This window comes from Sulfitobacter sp. (genome assembly GCF_036960155.1).
In the GTDB taxonomy this organism is placed as follows: Bacteria; Pseudomonadota; Alphaproteobacteria; order Rhodobacterales; family Rhodobacteraceae; genus Sulfitobacter.
The window spans coordinates 286853-303231 of record NZ_JBALWB010000002.1 but is presented as its reverse complement, the minus strand read 5'-3'; the positions used below and the strand labels follow the sequence as shown (position 1 = coordinate 303231).

At 54.0% G+C, this 16379-nt stretch carries 12 protein-coding genes; 3 read left to right on the top strand and 9 right to left on the bottom strand.

The genetic code is table 11. The features are described 5' to 3' along the window. Positions 1-86: 86 nt before the first annotated feature. The 6 genes from V7775_RS07920 to V7775_RS07895 all read right to left on the bottom strand — a co-directional run bounded on the left by V7775_RS07920 (position 87) and on the right by V7775_RS07895 (position 6022). A complete protein-coding gene (locus V7775_RS07920) occupies positions 87-476 on the bottom strand; it encodes a nuclear transport factor 2 family protein (protein ID WP_335751345.1) in 390 nt (129 codons plus the stop codon). Positions 477-721: 245 nt separating this feature from the next. Continuing rightward, a complete protein-coding gene (locus V7775_RS07915) occupies positions 722-1231 on the bottom strand; it encodes a GNAT family N-acetyltransferase (protein WP_335751344.1) in 510 nt (169 codons plus the stop codon). Between the two features lie 18 nt (positions 1232-1249). Beyond that, positions 1250-2530 carry a tetratricopeptide repeat protein gene (locus V7775_RS07910; RefSeq protein ID WP_335751343.1) on the bottom strand — a complete coding sequence of 427 codons (1281 nt, stop codon included), beginning with the start codon at positions 2528-2530 and terminating at the stop codon, positions 1250-1252. Positions 2531-2878: 348 nt separating this feature from the next. Then, the gene (locus V7775_RS07905; RefSeq protein WP_335751342.1) at positions 2879-4279 is read right to left on the bottom strand and encodes a TRAP transporter large permease; all 1401 of its coding nucleotides are present in this window, start codon (positions 4277-4279) and stop codon (positions 2879-2881) included. Next, complete coding sequence (locus V7775_RS07900) at positions 4279-4908, bottom strand: TRAP transporter small permease subunit (protein ID WP_335751341.1); 630 nt, start codon at positions 4906-4908, stop codon at positions 4279-4281. The genes V7775_RS07905 and V7775_RS07900 overlap by 1 nt, the downstream gene beginning before the upstream one ends. 97 nt (positions 4909-5005) lie before the next feature. Continuing rightward, positions 5006-6022, bottom strand: a complete 1017-nt coding sequence (locus V7775_RS07895) for a C4-dicarboxylate TRAP transporter substrate-binding protein (protein ID WP_335751340.1) — start codon at positions 6020-6022, stop codon at positions 5006-5008. 304 nt (positions 6023-6326) lie between these two features. On the opposite strand from V7775_RS07895, the gene acs reads away from it, so the two are divergent. Next, on the top strand, positions 6327-8279 hold the full coding sequence (gene acs, locus V7775_RS07890; RefSeq protein ID WP_335751339.1) for an acetate--CoA ligase: 1953 nt from the start codon (positions 6327-6329) through the stop codon (positions 8277-8279). 81 nt (positions 8280-8360) lie between these two features. On the opposite strand, the gene V7775_RS07885 is transcribed toward acs, so the two are convergent. Next, positions 8361-8951, bottom strand: a complete 591-nt coding sequence (locus tag V7775_RS07885; protein WP_335751338.1) for a TetR/AcrR family transcriptional regulator — start codon at positions 8949-8951, stop codon at positions 8361-8363. Positions 8952-9042: 91 nt separating this feature from the next. Between V7775_RS07885 and V7775_RS07880 the strand changes: the two genes are divergently transcribed. Both V7775_RS07880 and V7775_RS07875 read left to right on the top strand, forming a co-directional pair. Beyond that, complete coding sequence (locus V7775_RS07880; protein WP_335751337.1) at positions 9043-9555, top strand: anthrone oxygenase family protein; 513 nt, start codon at positions 9043-9045, stop codon at positions 9553-9555. A gap of 152 nt (positions 9556-9707) precedes the next feature. Continuing rightward, positions 9708-10235 (top strand): flavin reductase family protein, encoded by a 528-nt coding sequence (locus V7775_RS07875; protein ID WP_335751336.1) that lies wholly within the window; start codon positions 9708-9710, stop codon positions 10233-10235. A 21-nt stretch (positions 10236-10256) separates the two neighbouring features. Here the strand turns inward: V7775_RS07875 and V7775_RS07870 are convergent, their stop codons facing one another. Both V7775_RS07870 and V7775_RS07865 read right to left on the bottom strand, forming a co-directional pair. After that, on the bottom strand, positions 10257-14228 hold the full coding sequence (locus V7775_RS07870) for a translocation/assembly module TamB domain-containing protein (RefSeq protein ID WP_335751335.1): 3972 nt from the start codon (positions 14226-14228) through the stop codon (positions 10257-10259). Next, positions 14228-16114: an autotransporter assembly complex protein TamA gene (locus V7775_RS07865; RefSeq protein ID WP_335751334.1), complete on the bottom strand. Its 1887-nt coding sequence runs from the start codon at positions 16112-16114 to the stop codon at positions 14228-14230. Before V7775_RS07865 ends, V7775_RS07870 begins: the two co-directional genes overlap by 1 nt. Positions 16115-16379: the final 265 nt, after the last annotated feature.

Here is a 16379-nt window from a genome sequence, read left to right as displayed (position 1 = left end):
TCCAAAAGTTACCCCACCCTTCCTCAAAGCGGACATTCCCCCAGGGTCACCGTCAATGTCATCAACGCGCATCAAGCGACATTTGATCACCCATCTGCTTGCCGTCCATAGTCTTCGGCGTCGAACCATCCGCGCGAATTCTTTACCTTGAGGTCCTCACCGACTTCCCATTCTTCCCAGCCTCGAACGCTGAGTGGATTTCCACTGGCCGCATCGTGTCCTGTAAACGTCCAAACGAAAATCACATGTGACCCTGCACATCGCACATCATCACACTTAAGCGTCAAATCAGGTACATCAGCATAAAAGCCTGAAGCCATATCCTGAACGCGCGACCGGCCGGTCCAAGGGTCGCCATTGTTGATAATAATTTCACCGTCATGTGCATAAAAAGAGGCTACTGCTTCTGCTGACTTGGAGTTCCAAGCTGCCGTATAGTCTGCTGCCATCTGTAAAACTGCTTGTGTATTAATCATCGCGCCACCTTTTCAATTTTTGTTCGTTTATCCTGACAATTTATCGTCACGCGTCCGGCACAGCTCCCCGCGATCTATGTGTGTAGTTCACACTAACCTCTGAATTTCATAAAAGACCCAAGCCGATGCGCTGTTTGCTAATGGGTACCCAATTATTGCTGCGTTCGATATTCTTTGGCTCAAAGCTTTTGCGGCTGAAACGCATTACTCTGACCTGAATGCAGACATTGGGCACTCTTATCCGATCACAGGTCACGTTTGAGGTAGACGAGAAAGGGTTCTAATTCTGGGCCGTTTGCATTTTCAGGATATCGCGGAATGTAGGAAAATCCGAACTTCTCATACATTGACAACATCGGCGTATTTCCCTTGACGGTATCTGCATAAATAGAGCGGCACCCCATACGACGCGCTTCTTTTAGTCGATGTTCAAACAGAGATTTCCCAAGGCCGAGGCCACGCGCGTTGGGGCGGACATACATGCGTTTAAACTCAGCCGCGTCCGGCCGGATCTGCCTGATGACCCCGCACCCAAGTAAATCCTCGCTATCCGATGTCGCCAACAATAATCGCCCCTGTGGCGGGGCCATAAAGTTCAGATTTGCCATCGTGTCAGCAGTCAAATCCTCCGCTGTGTAGTTTGGCCCGCCTGCACCGACCACCAGCCCGGTCATATGATGCCAATACTCCCGGATCATAACTTCGAACGCTAAAGGATCAGGTAATGAAGAGACAAATTCGAATTTTGTTTCCATTTTGATGCAGCCTTTTGCCTAAGGATGGAACGCCGCCAAGGGTGCTGCGCCAATTAAAACGGGCCTGCGCGTCGTCAGGCTTCGGCGTGCTTCGGCTGTCTGTCCGAGCTTCAAAAGGACATTCGCATAGGTCAATTCCAAAAGATCACGTTGGGCGCGGCTTCCGCCCAGCCGCTCTGTGGACCCCATGACCTGCACGAGTTCAGCAAGGGCCCCAGCCCAGTCTTGGCGTGCAATTGCTTGCCATGCACGCGCGGCGGGGCGTACAAGATCGCCTGCGAACCCTTTGGCCGTGTCGGAAATATGCGCCAATTGATCCCCATTTCCAGCCATGGCATGTGCCAATGCGGCATGAAGGTCCGCAAAACTTTGCCCGGTTTCTGGAAAAAACTGTGTGGCGTAGTCGCTGAGCGCCGACCATCGTTCTGGGGCCACAGAAACACCAGCAAGTTCCGCGCGATACAAAATCGCAGCCGTATCGGTTAGGACATTAATCGGCAGGCCCTTTGCTGCATTCGGACCAACACCTGTATCTATCGCGTCCCACATTGCCGCTTCGTCGCCATCATGCAGGGCCCAAAGGGCCGCGTGCCAGCATAAATGCCCGTGCAAAACGCCGCGATCATCATAATCGGTCAGCCAATTGTTCAGATAATTGCGGCCTGCGGTCGTTTCACCCGCTTCATATTGGGCATGGGATTTGAAATGTGCGGCATTTGCATTGCGTGCGTTCAAAGCAAGAGATTGGTCCATCAAACGACTTGATTCCGCGATCTGTCCTGTTTCGCACAGCGAAAGCGCGTGCATCGATGTCATCCACCAATCGTCACCGTAGTGCGGCAACAACGCTGATGTGTAAGCCAGCAATTCTGCTTCCCGTCCAACCTCGCCGGAAAATCCGATCAGTCCAAAAACATTAGAACAAAGCTGAGCAACAAGCGCATCGCGCGGGTAGTCCTGAACATGGCGTTTGACCAGCGCGCGCGCCTTGTGTGGCAGCCCAGAGAAAAGGAGCGCAAAACATTCAATGTGCTGACGTTGTCGGTGGTCTAATTTGAGCGACAGGCCTTCGGCATGGCTAATCGCAGCTTTGGCTTGCGCCATTTGGCCAGACATCATCAGCGACCTAGCTAGGGCCACATGCCCAAGCGCAAACCCGTCGTCTAGCTGAATGGCTGATTGAAATGCTTCAGTTGCGCCAAATTCCGCCCCCAAAAACAACCGAACACCAACATCGTAGTGGTCCAATGCCTCTTGGGAGGCTACAGAAGTTTCATTGCCGTAATAATCTCGAAGCATGAATTCAAACCCTCATTTCACTTAACGTTGATGGAGATGGAGACCGATTATTAGTTGCAACGTTAACCATAAAAAGTTGAATTGTCTGTAATGCATTTTCCTGCGGGGAATTTGGATCTCGATTTTCGCGAGGCATATCGCGTACCCTGCGCTTCGCCACGGGGCGAAATAACGGTCAAGATTGGCTCAGGTGGAACGCTATCGGTTTTCACGCTCTAGGGCTAATTCCAGATATTCATCTACCTTTGTCCTTTGGTTTGGTTCCTGAGAACCCCCGCCCCCATCATGGTTAACACCGATTGTATCCATGTTGGCACGCGCCACCAAGCAGGCAGCGCGTGCGGTAAGTTAGCTCGCGAGTGAGGGCAACCACAGCACAATGCCCGGGAATGCCACCAGCAATGCAATTGTCACTGCATCCGCGACGAAGAACGGTGTTACGCCCTTAAACACATCCTGAACCGTGAGGTCATCGCGCACACCAGCCACAACAAAGCAGTTGAGGCCAATAGGAGGTGTGATCAGGCAGAACTCAGCCATTTTCACAACCAAGATACCGAACCAGATCGCACACATCGGACCTGACATGCCAAAGGCACTATCCGCAGCGGCAACAGTTTCGCCGCCGTTGAGCGCCATGACAGCAGGATACACAACAGGCAGCGTCAACAGCAGCATGCCGATCGCATCCATGAACATACCCAGCACCGCATAGGCTAGCAAAATGCAGATCAGGATGGTGATAGGTGCCATTTCCAAAGTTGTGATCCATGCCGAAAACGCATCCGGCAATTCGGCAAAGCCAAGGAAACGCACATAGATCAGCACGCCCCAGATGATGGTAAAGATCATCACTGTCAGCTTGGCCGTTTCCAGCAGCGCCTCTTTCAGCTTGGCCCACCGCATCCCGCGATATAGCGCCATCAAGAAGATGATAAACGCGCCAATAGCGCCGCCTTCGGTTGGGGTGCCCCACGCATCGCCAAAGGGGTTGTAGACAAAGAAGATGATGATCACGACCACGGCTACAATTGGCAACGCGGGCGGCAGGCTTTCAAACCGTTCTTTCCACGTAAAGCCCGTGACAGGTGGGCCTACGTTTTTCCAAATCATCGCTATGCCGATGATAAGCCCAGCATAAACCACCGCAGAAAACATACCCGGCACAAATCCCGCGAGCAGGAGCATCCCTACGTCTTGCTCAACGATTATCGCGTAGATCACAAGAATCGCAGAGGGCGGAATAAGCGAGGCTAGCGTACCGCCAGCGGCCACAACTCCTGCCGCGAACTGCTTGTTATACCCAACTTTGAGCATCTCAGGGATCGCGATGCGCGCAAAGACCGCAGCCGTCGCTACCGAAGCACCAGAAACGGCTGCAAAACCAGCCGTCGCAAATATTGTTGATACAGCAAGCCCACCGGGAACCCATGCAAACCAACGCTTACAGGCCTCAAACAATGCTGTCGTTAGTTTGGCATGATAGGCCAAGTAGCCAATCATGATGAACACGGGGATCAGGCTCAGAACTTGCGCACTGACCTTTGAGTGTGGCGTGAGGCCTGCAATCTTTGTGCTGATCTCAACCGCTTTCCAGAAACGCTCGGGGTCATAGTCAAACCCGTTCCAACGCAGCCAGATCAGGCCAATATACCCAGCAAGACCCGCAGCAAATGCCACGCGCATCCCGAGCACAACCATCACCAACATCCCACAAGAAACGTAGAGACCGATTTCAATAGGTTCCATCAGTCAGCACCTTCCATAGATTTAGCTTCGGCCATCGCCTGTTCAGCCACGGTTAAGGACAGCGGCACCGCAACAGGGTTTTCCAATCCAAGAACCAGCGCGCGCGCATACCCCCACGCTTGCAGCACAAGACGTAAGGCCAGAATGCCAAAGGCAACTGGTACAACCAGTTTACTGGGCCAAATCGGCAGGCTGATATCAATTGAGCTATCGCGCGAACAAAATGGGCGAGAACAATCAAACGAGCGGTCAAAATGTTCCCATGCGCCGTAGGTCAAGCCGACAATCAACAGCAACATCAACAGAACTGAAATCAGTTCAAACAACCACAAAACGCGCCCCTTGAGCGCGTTGACCAGCATATCCATACGGATGTGCGTGCCGTCCCGCTGAACATAAGAGACACCCATAATCGCTATGATCGGCATCGCCGCCTCGATGTAATCAACATACCCCGCCAACGGGCTGCTAAAAAACTTGCGCCCGATAACAGAATAGGCTGCCAGAAACATCAGTGAGAAAATTGCAAGACCGCTCAGCAAGGCGCTAAAGCGCTCTAACGGCAGTAACATGCGATCGAGTTTACTTAGTAAGCTGGAATCTTCCAGCACCGCGGCTGAACCTGCCATGGTCACTCCCCCAATTATTAGGTGCAAAAAAGGCTGCGCGAAGAACGCGCAGCCTTTGTTTTGTGTTCAAGGGTGCGTGTGTCACCCCTGCCCTAGATCAGCCACCGCTTTTTGCATCAGCAAGTGTTTTCACAACAAGATCATACAATTCTTGGCCTGGAACGCCTTGGGCTTCCATGTCTGCAATCCACTTATCACGGATCGGATCAGCAGCAGTTGAACGGAACTCAGCAATTACCTCTGGTGCGATTTCAACTTTTTCAACGCCTTTTTCTTCCAGAACGGAATCCCAACGCTTCAGCAGCTCACCGTAGTTTGCAAGGTAGTGATCCAACGCCTCATCAACGGAGGAATCAAGCGCTTCACGTTCCGCGTCTGACAGGCTGTCATAGGCGTCGATGTTCACAACCACAGGGCAATTCACCGTGCCCGGGTTCAGGTTAGCGGTCCACCAGTCGGCTTCATTGATGGTGCCAAAGGACAGGTGCGCATGCTGGGCAAATGCAACCGTATCAACCACACCAGAATCCATCGCTTGGAATGCTTCTGTTGCTGTAACGGATGTTGGAACACCGCCCACAGCCTCAAACGCTTGTCCGATACCGCCAGTGGCGCGAACGCGCATGCCTTTGAAATCAGCCAGCGTGCTGCGTGCCTCGCCTGTGCCAACGAGGTTATACTGCGGCATTGGCGACGTCATCAAAAGCTTGGCATTCCACTGTGCCATCTCTTCAATGGCGGCGGGGTGAGCGTAAACAGCCTTAGAGATCGCAACTTCTTGTGCTAGGTTTTCAACGCCAAGGAACGGCAATTCCAGCACAGTCACTACGCGGTTTTTATCACGGTGATATCCAGCACAAAACTGAGCCATCTCAAATGCACCAATTGAGATACCATCAAGGTTCTCACGGTTCTTGGACAGACCACCGTAGCTGACGTTCATGGTGAATTCGCCATTGGTTTTTTCGGAAACCAGCTCGGCCAGCTTTTCAACGTGCTCGGTAAAGGCGCGGCGCTTGCCCCAAACAGATACGTTCCACTCAGTTGCAGCTGCTTGTGAAACAAAAGCAAAGCTAAGGGCGCAGACGGCTGCGCCGTTCATAAATTTATTCATTGGTTTCTCCCGATTGATGCGCTCCTTTTCATGAAGCGCTTAGCGGACAGGCTAGCGCGTGTTTCAACGCCTGCCAAGCCCCTGTTCACGGGGGCTTCTGCCCGCCCTTGGTTGACATATGGCACACGATACCAAGGTGCCAATTTACAAACTTTACCGAATTTCGGAAATTACTTTACAGAAGCACTGCTGCTATAACGCCTTGATTGTTCCCTTACCCGCGTTCAGCCCTTAAGCTGCGATCAAACATTGGCGAGACTGCGCGATTTAGAGACGCATGCCGCCCCTAGGAGGAGACCCACACATGTCACAAACTGTCAAAACCTATCCGCCAAGCGCCGAAATGGCCGCATCCGCACATGTGGACGCTGCCAAATATGACGCAATGTATGCAGCGTCCCTGGCTGACCCTGATGGATTCTGGAGAGAGCAAGGCGCGCGCGTTGATTGGATGACGCCGTTCACGCAAGTGAAGGATGTGGATTTTACCCTCGGGTCAGTCAAAATCAACTGGTATGCTGACGGAGAACTAAACGTTGCGGCAAACTGTATTGATCGGCACCTCGAAACCCGTGGCGATCAAACGGCGATCATCTGGGAGCCAGACAGCCCAGATGAAAAAGCCCTGCACATCACCTACAAAGAACTACATGCAAACACTTGCAAGATGGCCAACATCCTCAAAGATCTAGGCGTTGAGCGCGGCGACCGCGTTGTGATCTACATGCCGATGATCCCAGAGGCGGCATATGCAATGCTGGCTTGCGCACGCATTGGCGCTATTCACTCCATCGTATTCGCAGGCTTCTCGCCTGATGCGCTTGCCGCACGGGTAAATGGTTGCGAAGCAAAGGTTGTTATCACCGCCGATCACGCCCCCCGCGGCGGCCGTGCGACCCCTCTTAAGACAAACGCAGATCAGGCACTTCTGCACTGCAAAGACACCGTGAAATGCCTAGTAGTGAAGCGCACTGGCGGCCAAACCACATGGGTAGATGGACGCGATTTTGATTACAACGCTCTGGCCAATGGTGCATCACCGGATTGCGCTGCCGAAGCCATGAGCGCCGAAGACCCGCTGTTCATCCTGTATACCTCTGGCTCCACAGGCCAACCAAAAGGTGTTGTCCACACCACAGGCGGTTATCTGGTCTACGCGGCAATGACGCATGAGATTACCTTTGACTATAAAGAAGGCGATGTCTTTTGGTGTACCGCTGATGTTGGCTGGGTGACGGGCCACAGCTATATCGTTTATGGCCCACTGGCGAACGGCGCGACCACATTGATGTTTGAAGGTGTACCGACCTACCCTGACGCCTCGCGCTTTTGGCAGGTGTGTGAAAAGCATAAGGTCAATCAGTTCTACACTGCGCCTACTGCCATTCGCGCGCTGATGGGCCAAGGCGAAGATTTCGTCAAAAAAGCCGACCTGAGCAGCCTGCGTATCCTTGGTACCGTGGGTGAGCCGATCAATCCTGAAGCGTGGAACTGGTACAACGAAGTTGTTGGCGGCGGTCGCTGCCCGATCGTTGATACATGGTGGCAGACCGAAACTGGCGGCCACTTGATGACCCCGCTGCCGGGTGCACATGCCACGAAACCGGGTTCTGCGATGAAGCCGTTCTTTGGCATCAAACCTGTTGTTCTAGAGCCTACATCGGCTGAACAATTGGAAGGCAACCCTGTTGAAGGCGTGCTGTGCATTGCAGACAGCTGGCCTGGTCAGATGCGCACCATTTGGGGAGATCACGAGCGTTTTGAGAAAACCTACTTCTCTGATTATCCCGGCTACTACTTCACCGGTGACGGCTGTAAGCGCGATGAAGGTGGCGACTATTGGATCACAGGCCGCGTTGATGACGTGATCAACGTATCAGGTCACCGCATGGGCACCGCAGAGGTTGAATCCGCCCTTGTTGCACACGCAAAAGTCGCTGAAGCCGCTGTTGTAGGCTACCCGCATGAAATCAAAGGTCAGGGCATCTATTGCTATGTCACTTTGATGGGCGGTGAAGAGCCAACAGAAGAGCTGCGGCTTGAGTTGCGCAAATGGGTCCGCACCGAGATCGGCCCAATTGCCTCTCCTGATCTGATCCAATGGGCGCCGGGCCTACCCAAGACGCGCTCGGGTAAGATCATGCGCCGCATTCTGCGTAAGATTGCCGAGAACGATCACGCCACCCTTGGCGATACGTCTACCTTGGCGGACCCGTCCGTTGTGGATGATCTGATTGAAAACCGCATGAACCGCTAATCGCGGATCAGGTTCGATTGAACATTCGGGTGTCCCTTATTTGGGGCACCCGTTTTTGTTTAAACCCTACTTGTGGTTTTTTTATTTCTCGACCAGCTTACTGAACAAATGCAACGCCGCCGTGGCGCGGGCATCTATCTGCGCAGCAGTCGGGACAGAATCCACCCCGATCACACGCTTGATCTGCAGATCACCCACCAACACCCCCAAAAACGCGCCAGTCAACATCTCGGCTTGCGCACTGTCGCCCTTGGCAATCCCCATCATCACATCCTTGAACAAGGGTTGCACCACTTCCCGCCCCCCTGCGGATAACGCAGCGCCCAATTCGCCCGTTGGTTCGGACGCGGCGGCCCTGTTGAGCAGAACAGCGCGTTCACCCAACAACATGCTCAGGAACACAGGCGCAACACGCTCCAGCGTTTCCAGTGGGTCATCATTGCGGCTAATCGCCTGCCCCAATTCATCCGCGATCTGCGCGGCATTGTCCTGCACCAGCGCGCGAAACAACCCCTGCTTATCGCCATACCAGCGGTACAGTGTTTCATTGGATGCCTTTGCCATCTTGGCAATGCTCAGCATCGACGCCCCGTCATATCCTTTTTCAGCCAACAGCGTGTAAGCCGCTTCCGCAATTGCCTCATGGCGGCGTTTCTTAGTCTCTTCGCGCATCGTGTCATCCAAATACGGTGTTGTCAAAAAGCGTACATCACAATACGGACACCATCAAGCGTACACATATGTACGATTATTGGAGGTTATTATGCTGAACAAACCAACCGTCACTTTGATTTATCTATCCCTGTTGCTAAGCGCGGCGATCTTTGGGTTTTTCTACGCATGGATCTGTTCAACCATGTGGGGGCTGGACGCCACCGATCCACGCATCGCGATTGAAGCCATGCAAGCGATGAACGGTTCCGTCCGCAATGCCGTCTTTGCACCTGCATTTTTTGGCACCCCTATTGCCCTTGGGGTGACCGCATTCATGCTACGGCGCGCGCGCTGTAACAAAAGCAGTCTGCTCTTTTCCCTCAGCGCAGGCATCTACCTTTTCTTTGGGTTGATCCTGACCATGGCCATCAACGTGCCGATGAATGAAGCCTTGGGCGCATTAAGCGTGCCCCAAGACATAAACCACGCCCGCGAAATCTGGGTTGAGTATTCCGGTCCTTGGCAATTTTGGAACCAGACCAGAGCAGTGGCATCCGGCATCTCGTTTCTGTTTGCAGTTGCTGGTGTTCTCACTTTGTCACGCCGTCCGCACCCAAACTGACAAAACTGTGCCATAAAATTATCGTACTGACCTGTCATATCGCAGGTCAGTGCTTTCTTTTTGCGAGACTGCACTACTTAAATCCCTAGTACGGTCATCGGTCGCTAAATCCTTTGCCTCACACCGTGCGCACTAGACAAATGGACACGCCCATGGCACCGCTCGCCGAGATGGAGATAGAAATGCAGAGCTTTGTACCAGATCCAACCCGAACAACTGACCTGCGCCGCGCGCTGGGGCAATTCGGCACGGGTGTGGCATTGATCACAACTCAAACGGCCGATGGTCCGCTTGGGATGACTGCAAACTCATTTTCCTCTGTTTCCCTTGATCCGCCGCTGGTGCTTTGGTCGGTGGCCAGTACGTCAAAACGCCATGACGCGTTTGCGCAGGCCCCTGCGTTTTGCATTCACGTGCTGAGCGCACAACAAATGGATGTGGCGCAACATTTTGCCGCGCAAGGCCATGATTTTGCACCCTATCCGTGGGATGCAGGGGCCAATGGGGCGCCAACACTTCATGGGTGTCTGGCGACGTTCCACTGTGACGGATACGCGGTCCACGGTGCCGGAGATCACTCGATCATCCTAGGTCAGATCACCTCGGCAGCGATCCAGCCCGAAGAAAGCGATGGGTTATTGTTCAAACGCGGACGCTTTGGCCGCTTTGCACCTGACTAAACGGTCGCGCGACGAGACTGCTCAGTAGTCTTTTTCAAAGAAAATACCGATAGATGAATCCCCGTCCGATCCAAGCGATGCCTTGCCTTTGAGGTTGGGGGTAATGTCGATGTTCAGGGACACCTCACTAGAACCATCAGACACAGCCGTCACATCCGAATAGATATTGTCCGACAGGTATTTCCCTGCACTCACAGCCGTTGCGCCACTATCCGTTGTGCTGACATCCAAATCATCCAGACCGAAACGGTCCCTTAGATTTCCGGTAAGGTTAGCACCGCCTTTACCCGCAAGGATCGCAACGGCATTGGCCAGTTGCAGCGCTTGAAAGGCTGAAATCTCGGATAGGTTACGCCCGAACAACAGCTGTGACAGCACTTCGTCTTGGGGGCCGTCAGGGGTGCTTTCGAACGTGACTTTGGGTTCATCCGCTGGCCCCTCGACAATAACACTGACACTACCGTCATCCGTAGACGTGGTTGAGACAAAGCGAATGTAGGGAATGAAATCACCCTCAAACGTGGCCGTGCCCTCTTCGAGGTCAAACCGTTTTCCCAGAATGTCCAAACGCCCACGCTCAAGCTCGAACTTTCCTGAAGAGAGGATGTTGTTTGTATCCCCCGATATTTTCAGGTTCCCGCCCAGTTCTGCATCAAGACCGCGACCGCGTACATAAATTCGCCCCGGTGCTTTTACCAAGATATTCAGCCCAAATCCCGCAGATGATGTTCCGCTGTCGGTCGGGTCACTTGTTGCGCCTTCCTCCAGCAGCCCTGCGCGGCGACGTGTCGCCAGATTGGCAGCAGGCGCGCCAACGTGGTCAATCAACGGGATTTCACCGATGCTGGTCAGCCCGGTGGAGGGGACCGTGACGTTTGTCTCTCCGATGGTGATGTCACCGCTGATCGCGGCACCGCCCGATAGTGGCCCAGACAGTCGCAACGCACCACTTAGCGAGGTGCGGTACAGACGCGGGTCGGCCAGAATAATCTCTTGTAACCTGATATCAATGTCCGCAGGCAGCGCGCCGCCCAAACCAACACCACCCGTAACCGTGAGACGACCACCGCCTATTGCATTGGCCGAGATATCAAGGTTCGCGCGGTTGTTGGCCAAGCGGACATCGGCGTTGATGCCCTCCAACCCGACACGGTAATTCGGCGCCGACAACGTCGCGCCTGATGTCTGGATTGTACCGCTCAGGGCACTCAATCCCGCAGGGCCGTTCAGCGCCAAATCAAACCGCGCCTGCCCTTGCAGAACTCGCGGCGCAATAAAGGGGCCCGCAAGGCCCAGAGGTGCGTTTCCCTTGAGCGCCAGATTGTGGGTCCCATTGTCTGCAACCAGCCCCGCCAGTGTCCCTTGTGTCCCTGCCGGCCCCGTTAACGACGTATCAAGCTGCCAACCTTGTGATGTTTTATCTGCATTACCACTCACGCTCAGCGGGCCGGTGAGCTTGGGAACTATTGCGCCAACATTCGGCATTGCGAGGGTGAAATCCACATTTGCGTCTGGCCCTGTCACATCACCGCGCAGGCTGGCACGGCTGCTGTAAGGGCCAGTAGCAGTGGTATCGACAAAGATGATACCATCGATTTGACGCAACTCGCCTGTTGCGCGCAGTGGTCCGCTCACCTGAGGGACCAAGGGCTGCACATTGGGAACGGATGCGTCAAATTTCAGATCAAGCGCTGGCGTCAGCGTGCCAGTGGCGGAAACTTTGGCGTTATAGGGACCTGAGGCATCTGTCTGAATTTCAAAACCCGTCTCCGACTGGACCAAGCGGCCCGTGGCACGTAACGGCCCCTTCACTTGTGGTACAAGTGCCGATATTTGCGGCAAGGACAGGTCAAAACCAATATTCACAGTTGGCGTGACCAACCCGTTCACAGTTGCGCTTGCATTATAAGGGCCAGACGCATCGGTCTGCAGCAACCATCCTTGGGGTGTTTGGCGCAGTGTCCCATCTGCGTTGAGTGGGCCATTGATCCCCTCGGCAAACGGCGACACCTCAGGCACACGGGCAGAGAATTCCAGCGCGGCGTTCGATCCCGTCACCAAACCATCAAGCGCCAGTGCAACGTCGTAGGGTCCATCGGCATCCACATCCACAAACCACCCTGCATCGCGCTGTGTGGCGTGGCCCTTAAGTGCTACGCGCCCCTCGTATTGTGGCAATACAGTTGCGATGTCGCGCAGGATTACATCCGCATCAATGCGGCTAGAAGCCGAATACAATTCAGCCCCGCCAGTGAACAACATAGCCGCATTGTTTAGTTCAAGCCCGCGCAAAAAGGTCCCGTTCACATTTCTGATTGCTGTCATCGTGAGGTCGGTGCGTCCCTCAAGCAGCGCGTCGGCCTGTGTAATCCCTGTCTTAATATCGTCTGCCGTGCCTTTGGCATCTAACGTGAACTCACCACTTAGCGGCGTGACAGAACCTTTCAGCGCCAGCGATGTTGCACCGTCCAACTCGCGTCCTGCCAATGCAGAAAAACGGCTGATGTCTGTTGCGGCCAATGTGGCATCCAGTGTTGTCCGCAACCCTGAGTCTACACCACTAAATTGGGCATCGCCCTTTAGCTCATAATCTGTGCCATGCAGATCAAGGTTGGAAATCCGAAAGGGTTTGTCCTCAACGTAATTGATCTCGGTTGAGCCATTGATTTCAGTGCCCAGCGCCTCGGCCAAGGCAGCATCCATCAATGCCACACCTTGCGCGGCAAATTGAACTGTCCCGCGCAACTGGCCGACATCTCCAAGCGCCCCAACAAGCGTCCCCGTTGAGCGCAACGTGGTCTGAGCAACTTCGGCCTCATCCGTTTTCAGGCCAGAAATTTCAAATTGGGCTTCGTAAGCCTCACCGTTTTGCACATCGTAATCAACATTCAACGTAATACGGTCGACAAATGTGCTCCCGCCACCGCCCGGTAACAGAACAGCCTTGCCATCAGCGCGCGCCACGGTGCCAGCGATCGCAATCAAAGACGGCCACTTATCCTCCGACAGATGCACACGCCCTTGCATATCAACCTCAGCTGCTTTCAAGGCGAAGGCATCAACAGATACGGCACCACCCGCCTCTATCAGAGCATCCGCAGTGAGACTAACTTTGGTGCCAAAGAAATCGCGGTATTCGGCCAAGATTACGGCGGTGATGTCACCATGGATATCCGCCGTGATGCGACGATCTGGATCCGCGGCGTCACCCGACGTTACCAGCGTGATATCCCCCGCTAATCGTTCTTTTCCATCTGTGTCGATTTTCAGATTGGTAACCAGATCGTCTACAGGCCCGTTGGCTTTTACAATCAGGTCGATCGACGGATTGTTTGGAATATTGAGCAAATTTGAAGCTAGGCCATCCGCCTGTTCGCTCAGTTGTAGCAGTAAATCCAATACATCTTCGCCGCGCGTCAGCTTTGCGGTCAGATCAAAAGAACCCCGCTTGCCATCCGTGCGGCTGGATTGAAACGCTATATCCAAACCATCATCATCCAATCTGGCCTTCGCGTTCATTTGCACCTCAAGTGCCTCACCCAGAATAGGTGCGCCGACACGCAGCTTAGCGATATTGAGCGCATCAATGTCTATCGAAACAGGGAGTTCAGGCAGCGAGGGGAACGTAAACGGCGTGGCTTCTGCATTGGGTAAGGCGGCAGCCTCTCTTTTTGGCAGGCGCGGTATGTCGATGCTAGCCGCACTTAATTCCTCAACAACCAGTCGCCCGCCCAGCAACGCGGAGCGGTTCCAGCTTAAGACGACGTCTTCCATGCTGAGCCAGACACCGTCGTCATCAGCGATTGTCATTTTTTGAAAGGACGCTTGCGAACTTAGTGCGCCAGTGAAGCCAACAATATCTACCTGACGGCCTGAACCGCTAAGCAGTTCCTGAATTTTCTGCGTCAGATAGCTTTTGTCTTCATCTTGGGCAGCGGCAGGCAAGGCGATCATCAGCGCAAGCGCCACTAAAACAAACCGGAGGATACGCATCAGAAGGACTGCCCTATGCCAATGTAAACTTGGAAATCTTCATCCGTATCCGCACCTGAAGTTGGCACCGCAACGTCCAGACGGATGGGGCCAATGGCAGTGTTGTAGCGTAACCCGATGCCCGCACCGGAATGCCACTCCCCAGAACCATCATAGAATTCTTCTTCACCAACATAGCCCGCATCAGCAAATCCAACGATACCGATGCTGTCGGTCACGCCAACACGCACCTCAGCTGAAAGGCCCAAAAAGCTGCGCCCGCCGATGGTTTCATCACCTACGGCCACACCCAATGATTGGTATTCCTGCCCCCGCACCGTGCCCCCGCCGCCCGAATAGAACAGGTAGTCCGATGGTGCCTGCGCAAGCGTCGGACCGTAGACCGATCCGAACTGACCACGCAGCGCAAGCGTGACGGGTTTTGCCGCATTAAATGTCTTGTATCCGCGCACATCAACTGAGCTGCGCAGACCGCTGGCAGACCCCGAAAGCGCCAAGAACGGTGTCGCCTCTGCCTTGATGTAAAAGCCGTCTTTGGCGTTCAACGCATCATCGCGGTAGTCAAACTCCGCAGTGAGCGGCAGCGTCAGGAGCGTATATTTATCTTCGCCAAACACGTCCTCGGTTTCGGCACGGATAAGGCCAAGACCCAGCGTATAGGTGCGCTCTGGCGATGCGATCCGTTCGATCCCCGCCTCTAAGTCAAGCTGACGGGAGAAATAGGATACCTCATCAAGTTGCTCTATCTGCGCAAAAGCGTAAAAATTGGTATCCTCGTTGAAGGTCGCTGGCCGTTCAAAGCGCGCGCCAAGGGTATAGTCTGTACCGCCAGTGCTGCCACCAATACCGCTAATCTCGGCATCCAGTCGCAGGCTTTCTGCCCCCCCCAAGAAGTTGCGGTGCAACCAATATCCGCTGATGGTAAGCCCCTCAAGCGTAGACAGCTCGGCTCCGAATCCAAGACGTCGCTTGGGCGCATCGGTAATCTGGGCGGTAATCGGCAACGTCAGGTCTGAACCAACAAGTTCAGCCTCACTGAGGGCCACAGCCCCAAACGCGCCTGTGCGGCGCAAACGTTGGGTTGCCAAGCGGATCTCATTGGGGGAATACACTTCGCCCTCGGGCAGACCTGCAATGTCGATGATACGTTCGCGGCGCACATCGCTTTCCCCCTTCACCAGCAACGGACCAAATCGCAATCTTGGCCCCGGATCTAGCGTGAGGTCGGCGTGAACTTTTTTTGCGGCATGATCTGCGGTCAATTCCTGAGTGCTCAGCGCTGCCTTTGCATGGCCCAGATTGCGCCAACTGCTCACTCCTGCAGAGACTGTATTTTTCAACACGCCCAGGCTTGCGGTTTTGCCTTCTGAAAATCCTTCAGGAATTTCGGTCCCTTCAGCAAGCGGCGCGATCCGCGCACGTCCGAACTGAAACTTCGGTCCCGGCTCAATGGTAACTTGCACACGCGATACCGAACTGGGCGGTTGAACTGGCGGGATCGATGACGCCTCACGCCCGTCTACAGAGATGGCAATGCTACCGCTGAAATAACCGTTATCGTAAAGAACCGCCAACAAGCGTTTATAGTCCGCCTGCGCAGCTGCCAAAATCTCGCCTGCGGAGGGTTTATTTTCTTCAAGCAGCGTCTGTTCATGCAATAGAGACCCGCCGCGCAGGGCATCCCTTAAACTCTCATCTGCGAGATCGTTGAATTTCACGTCAGCGGCATACGTAAATTCGCCACCCAAGCACAGCATAGCCGCACCTAATGCAGCACGCCGCACACCTGACAGAGCCGCTTGTTTCACGCTCACACCACCCTCGAACTCAGGTCCTTGCACTCCGGTCCGCTTTGGTGCGCACTCTTGAGCCAAAGACTTTGACACACTTATTTTCCTGCGATCATACCTGATAAATTGACTCAGGCGCAAACGCCTTTGTCTCTATATGCGATCAATCCCCAGTCTCGGCCCTATATCTAGGGAAATAGGCGATTAAACGCCGAGCGGCTCACTGTTTCAAAGGCCTAGCAGAACCAGCACAATTCACGTCAGGGCGTTGGGTTACGAAAATCCGGCTTTCTATCTGAATTGACAAAGTTGAGGACGCCTCCCCATAGTTAGGTGACAATTATCATTAGGGATTTCATTG